This is a genomic window from Defluviimonas sp. SAOS-178_SWC, assembly GCF_039830135.1.
Lineage (GTDB): Bacteria > Pseudomonadota > Alphaproteobacteria > Rhodobacterales > Rhodobacteraceae > Albidovulum.
On the sequence record NZ_CP156081.1, the window covers coordinates 1,900,212 to 1,921,648 of the forward strand.

17 protein-coding genes are annotated in these 21,437 nt (G+C 66.1%); 7 read left to right on the plus strand and 10 right to left on the minus strand.

All coding sequences use genetic code 11. The annotated features are described in order from the left end of the window. Nucleotide 1: 1 nt before the first annotated feature. The 3 genes from nosZ to V5734_RS10210 are packed head-to-tail and all read right to left on the minus strand — an operon-like array spanning nt 2 to nt 4,658. The gene (nosZ, locus tag V5734_RS10200; protein WP_347313390.1) at nt 2–1,924 is read right to left on the minus strand and encodes a TAT-dependent nitrous-oxide reductase; all 1,923 of its coding nucleotides are present in this window, start codon (nt 1,922–1,924) and stop codon (nt 2–4) included. 11 nt (nt 1,925–1,935) lie between these two features. Further along, complete coding sequence (locus V5734_RS10205; RefSeq protein WP_347313391.1) at nt 1,936–4,116, minus strand: 4Fe-4S binding protein; 2,181 nt, start codon at nt 4,114–4,116, stop codon at nt 1,936–1,938. Continuing rightward, the gene (locus V5734_RS10210) at nt 4,113–4,658 is read right to left on the minus strand and encodes a DUF2946 family protein (RefSeq protein WP_347313392.1); all 546 of its coding nucleotides are present in this window, start codon (nt 4,656–4,658) and stop codon (nt 4,113–4,115) included. Before V5734_RS10210 ends, V5734_RS10205 begins: the two co-directional genes overlap by 4 nt. Nucleotides 4,659–5,322: 664 nt before the next feature. On the opposite strand from V5734_RS10210, the gene V5734_RS10215 reads away from it, so the two are divergent. The 7 genes from V5734_RS10215 to V5734_RS10245 all read left to right on the plus strand — a co-directional run bounded on the left by V5734_RS10215 (nt 5,323) and on the right by V5734_RS10245 (nt 12,803). Continuing rightward, a complete protein-coding gene (locus V5734_RS10215; protein ID WP_347313393.1) occupies nt 5,323–6,333 on the plus strand; it encodes a D-cysteine desulfhydrase in 1,011 nt (336 codons plus the stop codon). Between the two features lie 71 nt (nt 6,334–6,404). After that, nucleotides 6,405–7,136 (plus strand): aspartate/glutamate racemase family protein, encoded by a 732-nt coding sequence (locus tag V5734_RS10220; protein ID WP_347313394.1) that lies wholly within the window; start codon nt 6,405–6,407, stop codon nt 7,134–7,136. A 27-nt stretch (nt 7,137–7,163) separates the two neighbouring features. Continuing rightward, entirely contained in the window at nt 7,164–8,150 is a 987-nt protein-coding gene (gene tauA / locus V5734_RS10225; protein WP_347313395.1) for a taurine ABC transporter substrate-binding protein, read from the plus strand. A 61-nt stretch (nt 8,151–8,211) separates the two neighbouring features. Next, complete coding sequence (locus tag V5734_RS10230; RefSeq protein WP_347313396.1) at nt 8,212–9,000, plus strand: taurine ABC transporter ATP-binding protein; 789 nt, start codon at nt 8,212–8,214, stop codon at nt 8,998–9,000. After that, nucleotides 8,997–9,869, plus strand: coding sequence for an ABC transporter permease subunit (locus V5734_RS10235; RefSeq protein ID WP_347313397.1), 873 nt, complete (start codon nt 8,997–8,999; stop codon nt 9,867–9,869). Before V5734_RS10230 ends, V5734_RS10235 begins: the two co-directional genes overlap by 4 nt. Nucleotides 9,870–10,001: 132 nt before the next feature. Beyond that, nucleotides 10,002–10,187, plus strand: coding sequence for a hypothetical protein (locus V5734_RS10240; RefSeq protein ID WP_347313398.1), 186 nt, complete (start codon nt 10,002–10,004; stop codon nt 10,185–10,187). A gap of 162 nt (nt 10,188–10,349) precedes the next feature. Further along, on the plus strand, nt 10,350–12,803 hold the full coding sequence (locus V5734_RS10245; protein WP_347313399.1) for a caspase family protein: 2,454 nt from the start codon (nt 10,350–10,352) through the stop codon (nt 12,801–12,803). Between the two features lie 87 nt (nt 12,804–12,890). Here V5734_RS10245 and V5734_RS10250 read toward each other — a convergent pair whose 3' ends face one another. The 7 genes from V5734_RS10250 to V5734_RS10280 form a co-directional block, all read right to left on the minus strand. Next, nucleotides 12,891–13,283 carry a cupin domain-containing protein gene (locus V5734_RS10250; protein ID WP_347313400.1) on the minus strand — a complete coding sequence of 131 codons (393 nt, stop codon included), beginning with the start codon at nt 13,281–13,283 and terminating at the stop codon, nt 12,891–12,893. A 118-nt stretch (nt 13,284–13,401) separates the two neighbouring features. After that, a complete protein-coding gene (locus tag V5734_RS10255) occupies nt 13,402–14,070 on the minus strand; it encodes a hypothetical protein (RefSeq protein WP_347313401.1) in 669 nt (222 codons plus the stop codon). A gap of 135 nt (nt 14,071–14,205) precedes the next feature. Continuing rightward, nucleotides 14,206–14,865 carry an A24 family peptidase gene (locus V5734_RS10260; protein ID WP_347313402.1) on the minus strand — a complete coding sequence of 220 codons (660 nt, stop codon included), beginning with the start codon at nt 14,863–14,865 and terminating at the stop codon, nt 14,206–14,208. A gap of 2 nt (nt 14,866–14,867) precedes the next feature. Further along, nucleotides 14,868–16,442, minus strand: coding sequence for a caspase family protein (locus V5734_RS10265; RefSeq protein ID WP_347313403.1), 1,575 nt, complete (start codon nt 16,440–16,442; stop codon nt 14,868–14,870). Between the two features lie 9 nt (nt 16,443–16,451). Continuing rightward, a complete protein-coding gene (locus V5734_RS10270; protein WP_347313404.1) occupies nt 16,452–17,354 on the minus strand; it encodes an OmpA family protein in 903 nt (300 codons plus the stop codon). Between the two features lie 22 nt (nt 17,355–17,376). Then, complete coding sequence (locus V5734_RS10275) at nt 17,377–18,837, minus strand: caspase family protein (protein WP_347313405.1); 1,461 nt, start codon at nt 18,835–18,837, stop codon at nt 17,377–17,379. Then, on the minus strand, nt 18,834–21,416 hold the full coding sequence (locus tag V5734_RS10280) for an SUMF1/EgtB/PvdO family nonheme iron enzyme (RefSeq protein WP_347313406.1): 2,583 nt from the start codon (nt 21,414–21,416) through the stop codon (nt 18,834–18,836). Before V5734_RS10280 ends, V5734_RS10275 begins: the two co-directional genes overlap by 4 nt. Nucleotides 21,417–21,437 lie beyond the last annotated feature (21 nt).

A 21,437-nucleotide genomic window follows, 5' to 3' on the forward strand; every position in this document is an offset into this window, starting at 1 on the left:
GTCAGCTTGCCCTCGGTTCCACGAACATCCGGCCGCGCATCTCCATGTGGAGCGCGTGGCAGAACCACTGGCAATAGTACCAGTAAACGCCCGGCTGTCCGGCAATGAAAGTGACCGAACTCGTCGCCTGCGGCCCGACCTCCATCGCGACACCGTGGTTGCCCATGGTGAAGCCGTGGGTCAGGTCGTCGATGTCGTCGAGGTTGGTGACGCTCACCGTTACCTCGTCGCCTTCCTTCACCGTGAAGCTCTGAAGCGCGAACTCGGGCGCCTGGCTGGAGATGTAGACCCGCACTTTGTTGCCGTCGCGGATCACCGTGTCCTGCCAGTCGTCCAGATCGACGCCGTCCGCCTCGGCCTGCTTGCGGGTCTCGGCCCACATCGGGTCCTGCCGGTTCCAGACGTTGAGCGGGTTCACCTTCGATGCGTGCACGATGATGGAGTCGTGCGGTTCGGCGAAGGTCGGCCCGTCATGGACGAGCGTCAGCTTGTCGCCCTCGATCACGAAGACCTGCTCGTTCTCGGGCTTCAGCGGCCCGACGTTGAGGAACCGGTCCTTCGAGAACTTGTTCATCGAGATGTAGAACTTCGCCGAAGCGTCCAGCGTTTCGCCCTCGGCGGTGGAGTTGTGGCCGGGCTGGTAGTGCACGTCCGCCTTGGTGATGATCGGGTCTTCACCGTTCACCGCCTTCGCGATGTCCCAGACCACGACCTGGCTGTCGAGGAAGAGCGTCGTGTAGGCGCGGCCCTGACCGTCGAAGGCGGTGTGTAGGGGGCCGAGGCCCAGTTCCGGCTCGGCGACGACAGCGGAACGCGGATCGGCGCCGTTGTAGAACACGTCGTCGAGCTTGCGGACGTCGATGAGGGACACGGTTGGCGACAGCTTGCCCCCGATGCACAGATGGATCTTGTCCGGCGCCATGTTGCAGCCGTGCGGGTTGTTGGGCACCGGGACGTAGCGGGTGTAGTTCTTGTTGTTGCCCTTGCGCCCGTCGATGACCTTGACGCCGTTCAGTTCCTGATAGTCGCCTGCCTCGATGCCCTTTTCGATCTCGGCGAGGTTGAATACGACGACGTGATCCATTTCGGCGGCCGTCATGTCGGCCAGGTTCATCCCCATCTCGGAGTTGTACGAGGTCGAGAAGGCGTATTTGCCGTCATAGTCGGCGTCGGTGTTGTCGAGGTTGCCGGTGACCATGACCTGCCAGGCGATGGTCATGTCGTCGGCGTTGATGGCCGTGTAGAAGTTCACGTATTGCGCCGGATCGTCGAGGATCTTGCCGTCGTTGACCATCGGCACCTCGTCCTCGCCGTTGGCGAACACGTAGTTGGTGCGCGGCCACTTTTGCGGACGCAGGCCGTGGATGCCCTTGGCGTTCGGGATCTCGATGATCTTGTCGGTTTTCATGACGTCGCAGCGCACCCGCGCGACACGGGTGTTGGCCTTGTCGTTCATGAACAGGAACCGGCCGTCGTACTTGCCCTCGGTGAAGGACATGTGGACGTGGTGCAGGTCGCCGTTCCTCGGGAACTCGAGCCCGTTGGCCGCGAGGTACTTCTTCGTCTTCTCGGTCAGACCCTCGGTCAGGATCTTCTTGGACTCGTTGGTGATGCCCCAGCCGGTGGCCGAGCAGGTGTTGAAGACCGGCACACGCATCAGTTCGCGCATCGAGGGGATGCCGAGAATGCGCATCTCGCCGGTCTGGCCAGACGACCAGAAGCCGTAATATTCGTCAAGCTGGCCCGGAGCGACATTCGTCGCTTCGGCTGCCCGCGCCGCGCTGGTGCCGGCCAGCGTGGCCGCGCCGATGGCGCCCCCGGTCAGCGCCGCGCGCCCACCGAGCGCGCCGGCGATCGCTGCGCCCCCGGCGGTCGCGCCGAGAATGCCGCGTCTCGTGATTCCGGTCTTGGGTCCCTCAGACATGGTCTGTCCTTTCATTCAGCAGGTTGGGATTTGGGTGAATTCGGATGCCCGGTCAGATCGCGCGGCGCGGCCGTGCCCACGGCGTCGCGGCGCTTCGCTTTCTTGATGACCACCGGGCAGATGGTCTTGGACTGGTAGAGAACCTGGCAGTGCAGGCAGTTGACGCATTCGTTCGGGTTGATCTCTCCGGTCGGATGGATCGCCTGAACGGGGCATTGGTTGGCGCAGGTCTGACAGGGGTGGCCGCATTCGTGGTAGCGCTTCAGCCAGTCGAACATGCGTATCCGCGCCGGAATGGCGAGGGCGGCGCCGAGCGGGCAGAGATAGCGGCAGTAGAAGCGTTCGACGAAAAGCCCGGCGATCAGAAGTGCCGCGGCATAGGCCACGAAGGGCCAGGCCCGGACGAACTTCAGGATGATTGCGGTCTTGAAGGGCTCCACCTCCGCCAGGTGCTCCGCCTGTTCGATACTCATCAGCGAGACGCCGAAGAGACCGAGGAAGATCATGTACTTGACCGGCCACAGGCGCTCGTGCAGGCCCCAGGGCAGAGTCCATTGCGGGATGTGCAGGGCCTTTGCGATGCGGTTCAGAAGCTCCTGCAAGGCGCCGAACGGGCAAAGCCAGCCGCAATAGGCGCCGCGCCCCCAGAAGATCAGCGCGGCCGCGACGGAGAACCACAGGATGAAGGTGAGGGGATCGAGGAGGAAGGCCTGCCAGCTGAACCCCGACACCAGCGCGCCGAACAATGCCATCAGGTTGACGACCGAAAGCTGGGCGTTGGCGTACCAGCCGAGGAACACCAGTGCCACGGTCAGGTAGCTGATGCGGAACCAGAAGAAGAACCGTTCGTTCCGCGTGAACCAGGTCTGGAAGAAGAAGGTCGCCGTCAGCACAAGCAGCATCGCGCCGAGCCCCGCGATCTCGGTCGTGGAGCCGAGCCAGATCTTCTTCCAAAGCTGCGCCTGGGCCGCGCTTTCCTCCTGTGAGGCCGTCGCCTCTGCCGCCGTAGTCTCCGCCATCGGGGCCATCGCGACCGGACGCAGGTATGTCTGTGGCAACTGGTAGCCGAGGTCGAACGTGGTGAAGAGCTTCTCGATCGGCCCGACCTCGCGATGCACCAGAAGCTGGATGCGGAAGGGCTGCGTGGGGTCGAAGCCGACATCGGCGGGGATCTTGAAAAGATCCGCCTCGGTGAACTGCGGCGCGCCATCGGCGGCCACCGCGACAAGGCGCTTGTGCATCCGGTCGCGGAACCGGACCGAGACGTCGCCCTGGATCAGCACGATCCGGTCGAAGATGCCGCCGCGGACGTAGCCCGAGCCCTTGAAGCTGTAGAGGCCGCGCCCGACCACGACGATGGCGTTCTCTCCCGGTTGCAGCCAGTTGGCAAGATTGGCGTATTCCGCCTCGCCCAATATCGACTTGCCGATGGCCGGGACGGAGACGAGCGCCGTCTGCATCTCGATGAAGGTCGTTTCCGGCGCTTCGGCCTGCGGCCGCTCGGCGGCCCGCTTGTCTTCCAGCGCCGCGAAGGCGGCGTTGATCTGCCCGACGTCGAGCGACAGGCGCCTGAGCGTGCCATCGCCCTCCATCGCCATCCAGCTGTCCGGCGCCGACGCCTCGGGGTTCACCTCGAAGGCGGGGCCGGAGGATTTCTCCTCGGGGCGAAGACCGCCGAGCCCGAGCGCGCGCGCGACCTTGAGGCCGGACCGGACGATGGAATCGTCGATCACCATCACCGTGACCGTCGCGCCCGAGATGATGTCGACCTCATGCGACGTGCCGCCCGAATTCGCCTCGGCCACGAGGTCGAGGCCGACATAGCCCGCCGCCATCGCCTTCATCTTGGCATCCGGGATGCCGATCAGAACGATCGGTTCGGAGTGCTTGACGAGCGAGACACCGATGACCTTCGCGTCCGTGTCGACCGCGACCATCGTGTGGATGGGCTTGCCGGAATAGCCGGTCGTCCCGACGAAATCGCTGGTGATGAACGCCCAGCCGATGGTTTCGCCGGCTTTCAGGACCGGCGCGGCGGCAACATCCTCGTGGATCGCTCCGAAGCCGTCCGCCCCCGGCACGAGATCGGCGGCCGGCACCTCCGTGAGGTATTTCGACAGGACCGGCTCCGCCAGCGCGGGCAGGGAAAATAGAACGAAGATCAGGGAAACGAGCAGTCGGAAACAGGTCATCTGCGGGCGTCCTTCAGGAAACGCCCCGTGCGGTGCCACATTTCGGGAGAGACGGAATTGACTTTTGTCGAGTCGGCCGCAGCGGAACGCGGGTTCTTCGGAGCGGCAGGCATGCAAGCCGGATCGGGCGATGAAATGGTCACGGAAGGGGGGCCTCTCGATTGCGGGCGCAGCCGGCGCGAAGTCCGGATGATTGCGTCCCTCGCGCGAACCACGCCCCGGCGGCGTGCGCTGCGGACCGGCAGGGTATGCTCGGGCGCCGTCAGGGCCGGACCGGCAAGCGCGAGGCATTGGGGACATTTGGTACAGTCGGTTCCGGGGCGGGCCGGAATGCCGTCAGCACCGATATAGATCATCTGCACGCCGCTCTCGGAACAGAGCACGGTCGCCGTCAGGGTCGAATCCGCTTCCATGGCGTGCAGGCGCGGCCCGCCCGCAAGGCTCACGGCCAGCGCAAACAGAACCGCGATGAAGATGCCAACGTGCCGAATCATTCCGTTCGAATCGCACGGCCCCGACGGCTTTACCTTGATCTGGTTCAATTCCATTTCCGCTATGTGTTCTTGGCGGGGCCGCTCACGGATCGGGTCCCGGAACGGCCGGAACCTCCCACAGGCGGTGCGCGTTCGCCTTGACTTTCGTTAGGGGGGGCCGGCACGGAACGCTGATGATGGCCCCCGCTTGAACCGGGGAGGTTCGCCCAAAATACGCCCGAAGCCCGATGCGCACCGCCTTCTGCGGTTCTGGACGCGGTTGCGCACGGCGACCGGATTCTCGTCCGGCAGGGGGTCCTGCCGCCGGTTGACGGAACGGTGACCTGCGAAATGGCCTTCATGGGCACGTCGGCATTGACCGGTGGGGTCGCTGCCCGTGCGCCTGTCGCGCGGGGCCGCCGGTTCTGCGGAAACGGCCGACATCGTCCTTCTCGTCGACCGGATCGACATCTCGGATCGGGCACCGAAATCGCGCGGGTGTCCCGGTGGGTCGCCCCTGAACGGGTCGCCGGGGTATGGGTCTGTCCGTTCTTGGCGGATTCGCCGCCGCCTTTGGACCTCTGAGTCGCCGTCATCCTGAATGCCCATCGGGTGTTTCGGATTGCCCCCAAAATGGCAAACGCACGGCAGAGCGTGCTGGAAATTTCGAATTTGCATCGGGGAGCCATTCCCGACACCTTGTGAACACCGCAAGTTGTCAGGAAGACCCGCCATGCATCTCGCCCGCTTTCCCCGTCATTTCCTTGCCCATCTGCCGACGCCGCTCGAACGCCTCGACCGGCTGTCGAAGGAACTCGGCGGGCCGGAGATCTGGATCAAGCGCGACGATTGCACGGGGTTGTCGACGGGCGGCAACAAGACCCGGAAGCTCGAATTCCTCATGGCCGAGGCCGAGGCGATGGGGGCGGACATGGTGATGACCCAAGGCGCGACGCAGTCGAACCATGCCCGCCAGACCGCGGCCTTCGCGGCGAAGCTCGGGATGAAATGCCACATCCTGCTGGAAGACCGCACCGGGTCCAACGATTCCAACTACAACACCAATGGCAACGTTCTGCTCGATCACCTGCATGGGGCGACGACGGAAAAGCGCGCGGGCGGCGGCGACATGAATGCCGAGATGGAGGCCTTGGCCGACAGATTCCGCGAGGACGGGCGGAAGGTCTACACGATCCCCGGCGGCGGATCGAACCCGACGGGCGCGCTCGGCTATGTCAATTGCGCGTTCGAACTTGTCTCGCAAGTGAATGACCGCGGGCTCGTGATTGACCATATCATCACCGCGACAGGCAGCGCCGGCACGCAGGCGGGGCTGATCGTCGGGCTGAAGGCGATCAACGCGGGCATTCCGCTTCAGGGCTTCGGGGTCCGCGCGCCGAAGGCGAAGCAGGAAGATATGGTCTTTGCCCTTGCCCAGAAGACCGCCGAGAAACTCGGCTGCCCCGGCGTCGTGACCCGCGAGGATGTGGTGGCCGACAGCGATTACGTTGGCGCCGGATACGGCATCCCGCGTGCGGACACGCTCGAAGCCATCCGCATGTTCGCGGAGCTGGAGGGCATCCTTCTCGATCCGGTCTATTCCGGGAAGGGCGCCGCCGGCCTCATCGACTACATCCGCAAGGGCCGCTTCAGGAAGGGGGAGCGGGTGGTCTTTATCCATACCGGCGGTTCGGCGGCGCTTTTCGGTTACGACGCGGTCATCCGGGCCGATCAGGCCGGGTGAGCGGTTGCGATGACGGGGACGCCGCTCATCGACAATGCCCGCCGACGCCCCTGGCCCAAGGGGGCGGCGGCATGAGGCGGATCGGCATCCTCGGCGGCATGGGGCCGGAAGCGACGGTGCTGCTGATGCAGAAGCTCATCGCCGCCGTGCCGGCCCGTGACGATGCCGATCACATCCCCCTCATCGTCGACCAGAACCCGCAAGTGCCGTCACGCATAAGGTTCCTGATCGAGGGGACGGGAGAGGATCCGGGTCCGGTGCTTGCCGCGATGGCAGCAGGGCTCGAACGCGCCGGGGCCGAGGCGCTGGCGATGCCCTGCAACACCGCGCATCACTTCGCGCCCGCGATCCGCGCGGCGGTCGAGATACCGTTCCTGGACATGGTGGCAATGGCGGCGGACCGGGCCCGCACCGAGGCCGGTTCGGGCGGCAAGGTCGGCATTCTCGCCTCGCCTGCGGTACGCAAGGTCGGTTTGTTCGACGCCGCGCTGGCGCGGGTGGGGTTGAAGGCGGTCTATCCCGATGACGAGGCGGCGATGCTGGCCGCGATCCGAAGCATCAAGGCCGAGGGTGCGTCCGACGCGGCACGGGTCGTTCTGAAAGGGGCCTCTGCCGCGCTTCTGGGCAACGGGGCGCGGGTTCAGATGATCGCCTGCACGGAGTTTTCACTGATCGCGGAATCGGTGGCGCAAAGTGCCACCGTCTTCGATACGCTCGACGTGCTCGTGTCCGCGATCAAGGATTTCGCGCAGGATCGAGCTGAGGAACGGCCGGCAACGGCACCACAGGTGGCCGGTCCCTAAACGACAACGACAGAGAGGAACCCGGATATGAAACGCAGTCTGACCCGTCTGATGGCCGGTGTCGCCACCTTCGCGATGTTCGCGGGAGCCGCTTCGGCCGAGAAGATTATCATCGGCCATTTCGGCAACCCCACGCCTATGCAGCTCGTCGCGTCGTCGGACGCGCTGCAACAGGAAACCGGCTGGGAGATCGAGTGGCGCAAGTTCGCCGCCGGTACCGATGTCATCGCGGCGATGGCCTCGGGCGACGTGGTCCTGTCCGAGCTTGGATCGTCGCCCCTCGCCATCGCGGCGAGCCAGGGCATCGACCTGCAACTGATCGCCTTCTCGGACGTGATCGGCAAGGCGGAATCGCTGATCGCGCATAACGGTTCCGGGATCGCGGGCATCGCCGATCTGAAGGGCAAGCGCATCGCGGTGCCGGTCGGCTCGACCGCGCATTTCTCGCTCATGGGCGCGCTTCAGCACGAGGGGATCGCCGAATCCGACGTCACGATCATGAACATGCCGCCCGACCAGATCGCGGCGGCTTGGGAGCAGGGCGTGATCGACGCCGCCTGGATCTGGCAACCGGTTCAGTCGGAGATCCTGAAGACCGGCACGCTGATCATCGGTGCCGACCAGACGGCCGAATGGGGGTTCCCTACTTTTGACGGCTGGGTGGTCGACCGCGAATTCGGCCAGGCCAACAAGGACAAGATCGTCGCCTTCCTGAAGGAGATCGACAAGGCGAATGCCTCCTATCTGAGCGATCCGGCCGCCTGGACGGTCGACAGCGCCGAGGTCCAGACCCTTGCGGCCGCGACCGGCGCCGATCCCGCGCAGGTGCCCGGTATCCTCGAAGGCTTCACCTTCCTGCCGATGGCCACGCAGGTCAGCGACACCTGGTTGGGCGGCGCGGCCGCGACGGTCAAGGGGACGGCCGAATTCCTGAAAGCGGCGGGCCGCATCGACACCGTCGGGGAGGACTATTCCGGTTTCGTCAACGCCGAGTTCGCCGAGGCGGCGAAGTAACCTTATCCGGTCCCGGCCGGCATTATGGCGGGCCGGGACCGAACCGGAAGGGGGTCTGCCCATGGGGCTGAAGATCAGCGACGCATCGGTCGTCTATCCCGCCGCCGATGGCCGCCCGCCGGTCGAAGCGCTAACGGGGATCGACCTCGATATCGAGAATGACGATTTCGTCGTCGCTCTCGGGGCGTCTGGCTGCGGGAAATCGACCCTCCTCAACCTCATCGCCGGGTTTCTGTCGCCGACATCGGGAGAGATCCTGCTGGACGGCCGCCGGGTCGCCGGCCCCGGCGCCGACCGGTCGGTCGTGTTTCAGAAACACGCCCTCTTGCCCTGGCTCAACGTCATCGACAACGTCGCGTTCGGGCTGAAGATGCAAGGGGTGCCCGAGCGGGAGCGCCACGCGACAGCGGAGAAGTTCATCGCGCTTCTCGGCCTTGACGGGTTCCAGAAGTCGCCGGTCTACAAGCTCTCGGGCGGCATGCAGCAGCGGGTGGGGATCGCCCGCGCGCTGACCTGTGATCCGAAGGTCCTTCTGATGGACGAACCGCTGGGTGCGCTCGACGCGTTGACGCGGGAGAAGGCGCAGGAACTGATTCTCAGGATCTGGGACGAGACCCACAAATCCGTTTTTTTCATCACCCACAGCGTCGAGGAGGCGCTGTTCATGGGCACGAAGCTGATCGTGATGTCGCCGCGACCGGGGCGCATCGCGCACCGCTTCGATCTGCAATTCTCGCGCCGTTTTCTGGCCGGTGCCTCCGCCCGCGAAGTCAAGGCGTCGCCCGAGTTCATCCAGCTGCGCGAGGAGGTTCTCGGGATCATCTTCGCCGATGAGGAGGCCGTGGCATGAGCGACCCGTCCAGAGAACCGGCAGAGGCGAAGTCCGGCGGTTTCTTGGCGTCGTTCGGCAAGAGCCGGCCGACGAAACCGGGAGAAATCTACGGTGTGCCGGGGCAGGGCGAGACGCTCTGGCTGTCGCTCGCCTCCATCGCCGTGCTGATCTTCGTCTGGTGGCTCGTGACCGCGATGGGCTGGGTGAAGCCCTTGTTCGTGCCCTCGCCGGGATCCATCGTCACGAAGTTCATCGACATCGCGCGGAACGGTTTCACCAACACCTCGTTCCTGGAACATGTCGCGATCTCGACCGCGCGGGTGTTCGGCGCCTTCCTTCTGGCCTGCGCCGTCGGCATCCCGCTTGGCCTCGCGATGGGGATGAGTCCGGTCGTGCGCGGAATCTTCGATCCGCCAATCGAGTTCTACCGGCCGATCCCGCCCCTGGCCTACCTGCCGCTGATGATCATCTGGTTCGGTATCGGAGAGACGTCGAAGGTCCTCCTGATCTTCCTCTCGGTCTTCGCACCGGTCGCCTTGGGCGCGCGCTCCGGCGTGAAGTCGGCGGCCATCGAGCAGATCCACGCCGCCTATTCCTTCGGCGCGTCGCGCTGGCAGGTGATGCGGCACGTGATCCTGCCCTCGGCCTTGCCCGAGATCCTGACCGCGATGCGGATCGGCATCGGCTTCGGCTGGACGACGCTCGTCGCGGCCGAGATGGTCGCGGCGACGAAGGGGATCGGCTACATGGTGCTTTCCGCCTCTCAGTTCCTGCAGACGTCGACGGTGATCATGGGGATCGTGGTGATCGCCGCCATCGCCTATGCCTTTGACCTTCTGATGCGGTTCGTGGAGCGCAAGGCCGTGCCCTGGAAAGGGCGGATGTAAGCGGAATAGTCCGAAACGTCTTCTTGAAAATCTCCTCCCCTGTGCCGCCCGTCACAGCGTGACGGCGGGCCGGCGCGCCATCCTTTCCCTATCGAAGAGCGTTGCTCTTTCCGCAATCGACAGGGTGAAGAGATGGTCAAAATCATTATCCTCGCAAGCATCGCAGCCACAGCTGCCGCGCCCGTCCGGGCCGCCGAAAGCGTCACCAGACCGGCCTGCCTGACCGGTCAGAACGAGGTGCAGCGCGTCGATCCCGGCAAGACGCTGAAGCTGATCAAACGCATCAAGGACGCGGGCGGCCCCCGCTTCGCATCGTAAACGACGTGCCGGGCGGCCAGTGGCATCCACATTATCCTCGCCCCGACGCCCCGATGTTCCTGAGCCAGCCCAAGGAGACGACAGGATGACCTGCACCGACATCGTGTCCGCCACGGCACCGAGTGCCACCGATTTCCGGCAATCCGGCGGGAGGGTGGCGCAATGACGCGGATCGGTTCCGGCCTTCTCGCAGGTCTTCTTCTTTCCACGAGTCTTGCCGCCGGCACGGCAGCCGCCCAAAGCGGCCGCGAGATGGATCGGCTGCTCGGCGAAACCCCCGGCTACCAGGCGTTTCGCGGGTTTGACCCCTCGACCCGCGCCGCCAAGCGCTATGCCATCGTGATCGGCAATTCCGCGTACTCGGCGATCCCCGACCTGCCGAACGCCCATGCCGACGCCAACGCGATGGCGGAGTTCTTCAAGGCGCAAGGCTACGAGGTGCATTCCCATCTCGACATTACCAAGCGCGGCTTCGAGGACACGCTGCGCCGCGTCCTCTTCGACGTCGACAAGGAAACCGAGGTGGTCGTCTTCTTCGCAGGGCACGGCTTCCAGATCGGGTCGGAGAACTACCTCGTGCCGGTAGACGCCGATCTCGACACGATCTACGATGTGCCGTTCGAGGCGGTGTCGCTCGGCTCGCTCGTCGGCATCGTCGGCGCACGGGCGCGGCTTCAGGTCGTGATCCTCGACAGCTGCCGCGACAATCCCTTCGCGGGCAAATCCGTTCTGACCCGGATCGGGAACGAATTGCGCGAGGCCCGCACCGGGTTTTCCTCGCAGGCGGCGCCCTTGAATTCGATGCTGATCTTCTCGACCGCGCCCGGCTCGGTCGCGTTCGATGGCGAGGGGGCGAACAGCCCCTTCACCGCCGCGCTGATCGAAGAGGCCAGCGACGCGCCCGACGCACTCGTCAAGGAGGTTTTCGAGGGCGTGCGGCGCATGGTGTTCGCGCGGACCAACGGCCGACAGGTGCCGTGGGACAGTTCCACTCTCGTCGAGCCGGCGAGCTTCGGCCTTGGCAACGCGCTGACGAAACCGATCCTCGTCAGCAGCGCCGGCGCCGGGATCAATCGCGGCCTTGCCCGGATCGTGCCGCCGGAAGAGGCGCCGGAAGTGGTGCAGGTGGCCGAGGCCCGCGCCATCCTGGAGGCGGATTTCGTGCCCGAGGTAAAGATCGGTTTCGTCCTGCGCGACGGGTTAGACCTTACCCCGGCCGATCGGGTGACGATCGTCACGCAGCCGAAGACCGGGCGGCTCGTCCTGCCCGACGATACCGGCTTTCAACGTAACGTCGTGGGCGGAGTGCTGTCGAGTGCCGATGTCGACCGGCTGATCCTCGTCAACGATTCCGTGCAGGTGCCGGCCGCATCGCTGAAGAACGGGGTGATTGAGGACATGATCACCGTGAGCGTCGGCGGCGAAGAGCAGCGGCTGCAGCTGAACCTGAAGCCGAACGCTTGTGATTTCGAGGCGGGCGATCACCTCGATCCGGACGGGATGGGGCTCACGCGTTACGCGAACGAAATCAGGCCGGAACGGGCGCTCGAAGCCTGCCGCGCCGCCGTGGCGGCGGAGCCCGACAACGGGCGCTTCCACTACCAGCTTGGCCGCGCGCTCATTTCGCTCCGCCAGACCGCCGAGGCCAAGGCGGAGTTCGAACGCGCGAAAGAGCTTGGGCACACCCGCGCCTGGCAGGCGCTCGGCAATGCGATCCTGAACGAAGCGAAAGAGACGGGTGGCGTGTCCAATCCCAAGGCCTCCGAGGAGGTGCTGCAGCTCTTCGCGCAAGGCGTCGACAAGGGCGACCCTTACGCCTTCTACTCGCTCGGCCGGCAGTTCATGCGATTCGGCGGAACCGACGCGATCGAGATCGAGGGCTACGACCTGATGATGCGCGCGCTCGAGGTCGGCCACACCTTCGCGATGAACGAGCTTGGCTACTTCTACCTGAACGAAAAGGGCGACTTCTACGATGCCGAGCGCGGCCTGCGCTATCTTCGCGAAAGTGCCAGCCGCGACGACATTTACGGTTTCAACAACATGGGTCTTGTCTATCTGAACGGCCTCGGCGGGGCCGAGGTGGACGACGCCGCCGCCTTCGAGATGTTCCGCAAGGCCGCCGAGGGCGGACACCCGAACGCGCCCTACAATCTCGGCCGCATGTATCGCGACGGTCGTGTCGCCGGCGGGCGGGACCTCAAGGCCGCTGTCGAGTGGTTCAGCGCGGGGCTGGAGCGCGGTGACGCCAATTCCGGCGGTAACGCGGCCTATCTGATCTCAAGCGAAGGTGTGCCGGGCTACGACCTTTTCGATGCCGCGGCGCTGGCGGCGAAATCGGCCGCCCTCGTCCATCAGGACGCGGCGAAACCGGCGCGGGAGCTTCTCGCCTCCTACAACGAAACGGCAATCAACGGCGGGGCGCAGAAGCTGATCCGTGCCTTGGGCGGCGAGGTCGAGGTGGACGGCGCCTTCGGTGCGTCGAGCGCGGCCGCAATGGAGGCGGTTCTGGAGAAGAACGGCGCCGGCCCGGCCGAGACCGACCCGATCGACCGGATCCTGCAACTCGGGTCGCTTGTCTGGTCGACCTCTCCCTTCCGCGTGGATCTCTACTGACGTTTCCCTCCCCCGTCCCACCTGTGCCCGTATCCGCAAGGATGCGGGGATTTTTTTTGGTCCTGTGCGTCTTCTTTGAGCTCAGACTTACAGATCGGGCACCGTCGGGCTCCATGCGCCCCGGAGGTGCGACGCCTCATGATCGCCTGGCCATGGTGGCATTGTAATGCAGATGAATTTTAGCGGCTCGGTCCCGATGTTTCTGTACTGGAACACCGTGCCGACCGGAATGTCGATGGATACGCCGGGAACAAGACAGGTGATCTTCTCTTCTGCACCGTTGCGCCGCCAAATCTCTCCATGACCTTCAAGAACATACCAAAACTCGGAGACGGTGCGATGAACGGTCGCTCGATTGATTTGCCCCGGCGGGACGGTGCTGTGAATCATGTTGCCGGTCGTCCCGTCCATGATGAACCGAATATCGGCACCGGCTGGCGACTTCGCATCGGCAGTGAGTGGCAACATGGTCTCTTTCATCGGTGATCCCCCAGACAGTGGACACTTAGGGTTAAATGGGTGTCGGTCAACGCTCGCTACGTCCCGCAAAGCGGACGATCACAGGATCATCGACGGGTCGGACCTTCGCAATCCCCGGTCAGCCCCGTGCGGCAGCGATCTCGGCGTCGCTGAGGCTCGCCGCGATCATCCGCCGCTGCATGAGGAGCGAGATGCGGTAGGTGTCCTCCAGAAACCCGTTCGAGGCGATGAGGATGCGTTTCTGATCCGCCGACATGCGTTCGTCCGTGCGCCGGTCGAGGAGCTTTCCGTAGCGCAAGTCCTCGATCAGCTTCTCGGTCGTCTTGGGCGACATGTCGTCGATCAGGAGATGCCCGTACTCGTAGATCGCGAAGATCGGAGCGTTGAAGGTGCGGATCGTGTCGAGGATCTTCGCCTGCCGCTCGGGCCGGATGATCGCCTTGCGGTATTCCTTTTCGCTCTTCGAAAAGTCGTCGCTCGCGATCTGCTCTTCGAGCTTGGCGTTATGGGAGGCGATGAAGGCGGCGATATGGTCGGCGCTGGTGCAGTCGAGCGCCTTCAGGAAGAAGAGGAACTGGGTGAAGTGCAGAAGGTAGTCGTGGCCGTTGGCGCCCATGATCGTCGGAAACTCGCTTAGCGGCGCGGTTTCCTCCAGCTTCTTGCGCACCGTCTCGAAGAACCAGTTTTCGGAGCGAAGTGCGATTTCGACCGTGTCGAATGCAAGTTTGAGGCTCTCGCGCCCGTCGGGGCCCGCGCCCTGCGGGTCTGTCAGTCCGGCTTCCACCATGTCCCGTCCTCCGGGCAGGATCGTCAGTCGTGCCTGATGCCCTGTCAAGTAGCTGCCATAGGGAGTGTGATCGTTGGTGATGACATGAAGCGGTGGAGGTGGCTTTCCGGGCACGATCATCCTGCTGTCGGTCCGTCAGAAGACCGGGCCGCCCAGCCAGACCAGAAGCTGCGCCGCGCCGAGTGCGGGGGCGAGCGGCATGGCGCGGTCGGCGCGGCGCGCGACCGGCACGCAGGTCGCCGGGCGAAGATCGATGAGTTCGCCAAGACCGAGCCGGATGAGCAGGAGAAGGCCGGTCAGGAAGAGAATGTCGGGCAGGACCGCGGGCCCGAACCAGGCGACGGCACCGGCAAGGAGAAGGACATCGCCGGCGCCGAGCCAGGTCGCCTGCCGTCTCAGCGCCATATGTGCGGCGATTGCGATCCCGATGACCCCGAGCGCGGCAAGCGCGAAGACCAGGCCGGGCGCGCCGTTCATCTCGGCGTGAAGCAGACCGAGCGGGATCAGAGGTACCGTCAGGATGTCGGGGACCGTGCGGCTGACGGCGTCGATCACCGCAAGTCCGCTCAGCCCGAGGATCAGCACCATGCTCCAGAGCGCGAAGCCGAGCGGCACCGGGCCCGGCACCAGCAGCAGCGCGAGGATAGCCGGGGTCGCTGTCGCGCCGAGACAGGTGTTGGGCGGAACCCTGACCCCGTCGAACTGCGAGGCGAGCATCGCGCCGATCGTCGCGGAAAGGCTGGCGATGGCGACGAAGCACCAGATCGGCAGCTGAAGCGCGGCGAGGTCGGACATGATCACCCCCGTGTCGTGTGAAACGGAAAGACGGCGATGCGGGGCGCGACCCGCTGCGACCTGGCGAAGCGCCGGAACCCTTCCCAGAAGCCCGCGACATCGTGGGAGCCGTCGAGGAGTTGCAGCATCTCGCGCAGCTCGGGCGCGGGCCCGTCGGTTTCGACCGCGATCACGGTATCGGCACCGAACGGCGCCTGGACCCTGAGCGGCAGATCGAGGGAGGCATCTCGGGTGATTTCGGCCGGATCGCCCAGATCGGTGCGCGGGTAGAGGAAGGCGATCTCGCCGTCCGAGGCGATGTTGAGAAGCGCCAGACCCGCACTTTCGCGGCCGGTGACACGCACGGAGACCACATCGTCACGGCGATAGGTCCGGTCGCCCCCAGCGAAGCTGACATCGAGATCGCTGCCCATAGCCGTCAGAGCCGTCGTCAGGCGCAGCGTGTCCACCGCCGACTGCACATCCTCGCGCATGGCTTGCGGCGGCGTCGTGCCAATCTCGCGCACGACATCGCCAACCATCGACAGAAGCGATCCCACCCCGAGATCAAGCCGCAGGTCGGCGGGCGTACCGTTCGCGACCAGCGTGACCCCGCGCAGGGGGGCGAGGATCCGGTCGGCCTCGGGTCCACCGTTGTGCGAGAGCGTGACGGGGGGCAGCGCGTCGAAGCCGCGATCGGTGGGCCGTGTGCCCGAGGGCTCCGCCGGGGCGCCGGGCAGAGCGATCACCACGCGGTCGCTTTCGCCCGCTGGTTCCACTTGCGGCCGCTGCGACCCTTGCGAGACGCTGCGGATCTTGCGGCGTACATAGGTCTCGATCTCGCCCTTGGTCAGAACCCGGTCGCCGTCGGCATCGGCCGCGCCGCGCAGGCTCGCGGCGAAGGCGTAGCTGAGGGCGCCGCGCGGCCTGCCGTCGATCAGGAATTCCGGCGTCTTCTCGGAATCGTCGGCGGCGGCGATGAACAGGGCCGCCACGTCGCGTCCCTCCGCCGTTGATGTGCGGGGCGGGGGAGGCGGGAGTGGATCGGCCTCGATCTTTCCGACCGAGACGTAGCGAAACCCGAGGGCGGGGGCGAGGTTGCGCGACAGGGTGCCGGAATGACAGGCATCCGCGACGAAGATCGTCTGTCCATCGCCGGCAAGGGCGATCAGCTCCGCGATCTCGTCGTCGCGGATGCGCTCGGCGGCGGCCGGGCCATAGGGCGCGAAGCCGGACAGAAGCAGCGTCTCGTCGCGGCCGTCCTTCTCGCTGCCGACGAAGTGCTCGGGCTCGTTCGAGCCGTGGCCGGCATAGCTGACGATCAGCTGGTCGTCCGGGCCGAGCCCGGTCGCGAGACGGCGCCATTCCGCCAGGATCGCCTCGCGGCTCGCCGCGTGGTCGAGAAGCGTCACAACCTCGGCATCGAGTTCCGTGAGCGCGTCGGCGATGTCGCTGGCATCGTTCACGGCCCCGTGGAGGTCGGGGACGAAGCTGTAGTCGTCGATCCCGATCACCAGCCCGTAAATCCGCCCGGCTTCCGCCGAAACGGGCGCGAGCGCGAGGACCGCGATGAGAAAGCGTTGGAGGAGGCCGCGCATCACCGATCCCTAGCGGGTCTGGAAGCCGACGCGGCGCGCGATGCGGTAATGTTCCTCCGAACCTTCGGCGACACCCGGCGGGGGCGGGGGCAACTGGCTTTCGCCGAACCCTTCGGTCTCGATCTCGCCGGAATATCCGTGGGATTTCAGGAAACCGGCAACCGCGTCGGCCCGGGCGAGCGACAGGGTGTTGTTGTATTCCTCGGTGCCGATCGGATCGGTGTGACCAGCGAGCGCGATGTGCGCGGCGCCCATTCCCTTGAGATGGTCGGCGAGCATCTGGGCGTATTCGGCGCCACGTTCGTCGAACTGGGTGCTGGCGAACTTGAAGGTGATCGGCAGGTCCACCTCCTCGACGCTGAACCCGCGGATCGAGGTGGCGAAGACGCCCCCCATCTCGCCACTGCGGGTCTTCGGCATGTCGACCACGCCGTCTGCGAGCGCCAGGGAAGCGGAGGCCAACTGATAGACTTCGGCGATTTCGGAAGTCTCGGCGGCGTGCTTCGGGTCGCCTTCCACCAGCTCGTTGATGGCCAGCTGGAAGTTGACGGCGGCCGATCCGAACTTGTGCGCCGACCAGTCAAGCCGGCCAAGTTCGGCATAGCTCCGCCAGTGCTTCTCGAAACCGAGCGCGCGGGTGAGGCCGGCGCGGCGGTCCTCAGGTGCGGTCCGGTCGTCCATCGCCTTGAGGAACGCATCGCGCGCAAGATAGTCGCCGAGCCATTCGCGCAACGCGTCGTCGCAATCGGCGGCCACGGCGATGACCTCGTAAAGCGCCGCCGCGCTGGCCGCGTCGTTGCCTTCTACGGCCGCCACGATGTCGTCATACTGGGCGCAAGCCAGGGCAGCGCCGGCGGCAAACTGGCAAAGAAGGATGGCCGGGGCCAGTCGGGCAGGGTGCGGAAACGGCATCGCTTGGGTCTCCTTCGGTCGTCTACGGGAGGATTTCGTAGGGCAGGTAGGTCGCGGACCATTCAGGCGCCGAACTGCCGGAGGCATCGGCCTGAAGGCGCAAGAGGTCCTGCGCGATCTCGTAAAGGTACTGCCCGGCGTTCGGGATCGGACCGCCCTCGAGATTCTCGGGCAGGATCGCCGTCAGGCGCGGGAGATCGTCCTCGATGAAGAGTCCGAGGAGGAAGCCTTTGCCATGCGGTTCGGTCACGCGGATTTCGAGGGGCGCGCCATTGCCGCTCTTGCCGTTCGGGATCGTCAGCACCTCTCCGGCCGCGATCCGGGTCGTGCCGGTCCGGGCAAGGCCGGAGGGGAAGATCTGTGCAAGCTCGCCCTTTGGATTGACGTCGAGAAGGACCAGCGTTCCGGGCCGGTCGGCGGTGACCGAGAAGCGCACCGTGTCGCCGATCCTGAGCGGGTTTTCGCGCGAGAGGCCGAGTTTGAGGTTGGCGGCGTTCGAAGGCGTGAAGAGGTCGGTGACGAAGCCGAGCGTGTCGGTCAGGTCGAGATCCTTGGCGAGAAGAGTCGATTCCGGCAGGGGCCGGATTTCGGGGGCTGCGGGCTGCGGCGCGGGCGGGGCCGCGCGCAAGGAGACGTCTTGCAACGGGCCATCGAAGCTGGGGATCAACGCGCCCCCTTCGGCCGCGCAATCGGCGGTCGCGGCGCACCAGCTTTCGGACTGGTCGCGCAGGAAAGTCAGAAGCTCGGCATTGGTGATCGTCCCGTTGCCATTCGCATCAGCCGCGCCGGCGCCGATGCCTTCCATGAAACGTTGGGTGAAGACGCCCTGTCCGCCGGCCTCCCAGGCGAATTGGTCGGGCGCTGCGGCGTTCCAGACCGCGCGTTCTTTCGATCCGGCGCCGAAGGGGACTTCGGTGAGCGGACCGGCGCCGGTTCCGGGCCGGTCGGCTGTGTCGAGGCGAAGGCTCCGTTCCGTGGCGAGGCTGCCCGCAATGTCGCGGGCCTCGGCGCGGAACGAGGCGTCGATGACGACCGTGACCTTCTGTTCGGCGAGGAGATCGAAGATCTCCGCCAGCGCGTCCCTCGGGATGTTCCCAAGGACGGATGGGGCGTCATGGGCCAAAAGCACGTCGTTCGTGCCCCCGTCCGGGGCGGCAAGACGGGAGCCGAGGCCGGCGAAGTAGAAGACGGCGCGGTCGCCCGGCGCGGTTTCGGCGACGAGGCGGTCGATGACCGCCGCCATGATCGCGGTGGAGGTCGCCCCGGCATCGGTCAGGAGCGTCACGTCGGCGGGATCGAAGCCCATCTCGCCGGTCAGGAAGGCGCCGAAGCGTTCGGCATCGGCTTTGGCGCCGGTCAGTGGTTGCGATAAAGCGAGGTCTGGATAATCGTCGATGCCGACGATCACCGCGCGGTCGCCTGCCCAGACCGGACTGGCTGCGAGGGCCACAAGGCAGGCCGGGAATGTCGCGTGGCGGATCATTGCCACGCCTCCAGATCGCGGGCGCAGCGGAAGCCGAAATCGACGCCGGGCGCGTTTTCCGGCACCGCGAGACGGGCGGCGATGCGCAGGTCGGCGGGGTTCGCGGTGTTCCACGATCCGCCCTTCAGCATCGCGCCATCCTCGGCCAGAACCCATTCGCGGGCATTGCCGGAAAGCCCGGTCATTCCGTCCGCGCCCACGGCGCCGGCGGCGGAGACCGGTTGCGGCAAACGCCGCGCGGCATCGTTCGCACCACGCCAGATCGCGGCGTCGGGCGACCACTCGCCCCAGGGGAAGGCAGCCTCACCGCCACCGCGCGCGGCGGTTTCCCATTCCGCCTCGGTCGGCAGCCGCCCGGAGGCCCAGGCGCAATATGCGGCAGCGTCCTTCATCGAGACATTGGTAACCGGCAGATCGGGGCCGGAGCGGTACGTCGTATTTTTTCCGCCAGGCGTGCGCCAGGAATACCCGCCGTCGATGAGCCGCGCCTCGCCGCTGCTGGTCAGCGCGACGACCCGGGCCTTCGTTTCGGCCTCGGTGATGTAGCCGGTTTCCTCGGCGAAGCGGGCGAAGTCGGCGGCGCTGACCTCGGTGCGGTCGATCTCGAACGGTGTCAGTACGGCGGCGCGCGCCGCCTCGTCCGCCGGGCGGGCGCGGGGGCAGCTGGACGCAGAGATCGGCGCCTTGTCGAGGCAGAGTTGCACCGCCTTGGCCAGTTGCTCGGGGGTCTCGCCGATGGTGATCTTACGCGCACCGGCGGTCGCCGTCGCCGGTTTGGGTCGATCGGGCGCGGGCGAGGCCGCCGCGAAAGCCCGTTCGGCGGCCTTGAAGAGCTTGATCGCATCGCCGTAGGACTTGCCCGCGAAGGCGCCGTCGGCCCGCCGCTCCAGCCCGAGGGCGAGGACGTAGCCGGCGCTGCCCTTGGCAGACTCGGCGCTAGACTTGGCGGCTTTCGCGGCGCGCTGCGCCTCGGTGGCGGCGGCCTGCACTTCGGCCAGCGCCTTGGCGAAGCCCTCGGCGGCGCCCTGCCAGTGTCCGGCGGCAAGCTCCAGCCGTGTCCCGCCCATCGCGTCATATGCCGACGCGAGGAGGGTCAGCGCCTCTGCGTAAGGAGCCACGTCTTCAGCGCCGGCGGTTTTCGCGAGATCCCCGGCCGCGCGTGCCTCCGCTTCTGCTTCGGCGGCGCGGGTGCGGGCGTCGGCGATGGCGGACAGCGCGCCTTTCGCGGCTGTGCTCGCGGCGCCGGACGAGGTGCGGACCGTGCCGGGGTTTTCTGCCGCAAGGGCGGCTTCCGCCGCGCCATAGGCGGCACGCGCCTCGTCGAGGTGCCCCGACGAGGCCTCGGATGCTGTCGCTGCACCGGTGAGGCGCGCTTCGGTGATCAGCCGGTCTGCGTCGCGGAGCGTCAAGGCGGCCGCCTTGATGGCCCCGGTCAGCGCGATGCTCTCGTCGAGCTTTGCGGAGAGCGCGGCCCGGCTTTGCATGGCAAGGCGCAACGTGTCGGTGGTGGCGCGGTTCTCGAAGTAGAAGTAGACCGCTGCCGCCGTCGAGACGAGGAAGCCGCCGAAGAGCGCCATCGCCGTCGCGCGCGAGATGCCTTTGAGCCCGGCGGGTGGTGCCATCGCGGCCGAGGCCATCGCGAGGTCGGGCGAGGGCGCGGTGCTGGTACGCAGGGGCTCTGCCCCGGCGATGCCGACATTGGGGTTCTCCACGACCGAGCGGAACGCCTTCAGCGCCGCGGCGGCGGAACTGTAGGCTGTCGCGTTCGCAAGACGGCCGGTCATCCGGGCGAGAAGTCGGCTGATCTGTTCGGCACTCGGATGGCCTTCGGGGAAAAGCTCTTGCGCCGACGGGGCGGTCGGTTCCTCGCCGAGGATCGCCGAGACGATGGCCTCGCCGTCCTGCGCCTCCGCGCGGCCGGTCAGCACCCTTTCGGCGCCGTGGGGGCCAAGGAAGATACGGTATCCGAGCATGCCGACCGAATGAATGTCGTCCGCAAGGCCGGGCTGAGATGTATTGATCACGTGGCGAGACTGGTAGGCCGGCGGCTGCCGCGTGACCTTGGTTGCCCGCCCGCCCGCGAAGGTGAAATCGCACAGCCGGAGCGCGCCGTCGCTGCTTTCGCGCCGGACAGCGTCGGGGTTGAGGTTGCCATGCACGATCCCGGCACCGTGCAGGACGGCGAGCCCGTCGAGGATTTCATAGAAGATCTGCAACTTGGCGTCGGCCGAGCGTGTATCGAAAGCCTCGTTGAAGACCGGGTGAGGGCAACTCAAAAGCGCGAGGGCCGGAGATTTCTTGAAAGCGCGCGAGGCAAGGAGCCGTTCGGCCGATTGCAGCCGCGTGCTTGCCAGCTTTTCATAGCGTTCGAATTCCTTGCCGATTACGGCGCAGGCGGTGTCGTCGCCCGCCACAGCGAAGCTCGGCGTGTAGATGTCCACCGGCGCGCCGTTCTGCTTGCGGATGCCCGACAGGACCGCACAATCGCCGATGGTTTCGCGCAAGGTCACGCCGTTGAAATATTGCGACAGCGCCTCTTGCAGGCGGGCGTCGATCACGTTGTTGGCGGTGTCGGTCATCAGAGGGTTCCGCGTATGAGG

Bases quoted from the DNA above. Each gene is read 5' to 3' on its own strand.
- V5734_RS10255 (WP_347313401.1), bottom strand. From the start codon at position 14,070: ATGGTGGAAGCCGGACTGACAGACCCGCAGGGCGCGGGCCCCGACGGG.
- V5734_RS10205 (WP_347313391.1), bottom strand. From the start codon at position 4,116: ATGACCTGTTTCCGACTGCTCGTTTCCCTGATCTTCGTTCTATTTTCC.
- V5734_RS10230 (WP_347313396.1), top strand. From the start codon at position 8,212: ATGGGGCTGAAGATCAGCGACGCATCGGTCGTCTATCCCGCCGCCGAT.
- V5734_RS10260 (WP_347313402.1), bottom strand. From the start codon at position 14,865: ATGTCCGACCTCGCCGCGCTTCAGCTGCCGATCTGGTGCTTCGTCGCC.
- V5734_RS10220 (WP_347313394.1), top strand. From the start codon at position 6,405: ATGAGGCGGATCGGCATCCTCGGCGGCATGGGGCCGGAAGCGACGGTG.
- V5734_RS10240 (WP_347313398.1), top strand. From the start codon at position 10,002: ATGGTCAAAATCATTATCCTCGCAAGCATCGCAGCCACAGCTGCCGCG.
- V5734_RS10250 (WP_347313400.1), bottom strand. From the start codon at position 13,283: ATGAAAGAGACCATGTTGCCACTCACTGCCGATGCGAAGTCGCCAGCC.
- V5734_RS10265 (WP_347313403.1), bottom strand. From the start codon at position 16,442: ATGCGCGGCCTCCTCCAACGCTTTCTCATCGCGGTCCTCGCGCTCGCG.
- V5734_RS10280 (WP_347313406.1), bottom strand. From the start codon at position 21,416: ATGACCGACACCGCCAACAACGTGATCGACGCCCGCCTGCAAGAGGCG.
- nosZ (WP_347313390.1), bottom strand. From the start codon at position 1,924: ATGTCTGAGGGACCCAAGACCGGAATCACGAGACGCGGCATTCTCGGC.
- V5734_RS10270 (WP_347313404.1), bottom strand. From the start codon at position 17,354: ATGCCGTTTCCGCACCCTGCCCGACTGGCCCCGGCCATCCTTCTTTGC.
- V5734_RS10215 (WP_347313393.1), top strand. From the start codon at position 5,323: ATGCATCTCGCCCGCTTTCCCCGTCATTTCCTTGCCCATCTGCCGACG.
- V5734_RS10245 (WP_347313399.1), top strand. From the start codon at position 10,350: ATGACGCGGATCGGTTCCGGCCTTCTCGCAGGTCTTCTTCTTTCCACG.
- V5734_RS10235 (WP_347313397.1), top strand. From the start codon at position 8,997: ATGAGCGACCCGTCCAGAGAACCGGCAGAGGCGAAGTCCGGCGGTTTC.
- V5734_RS10275 (WP_347313405.1), bottom strand. From the start codon at position 18,837: ATGATCCGCCACGCGACATTCCCGGCCTGCCTTGTGGCCCTCGCAGCC.
- tauA (WP_347313395.1), top strand. From the start codon at position 7,164: ATGAAACGCAGTCTGACCCGTCTGATGGCCGGTGTCGCCACCTTCGCG.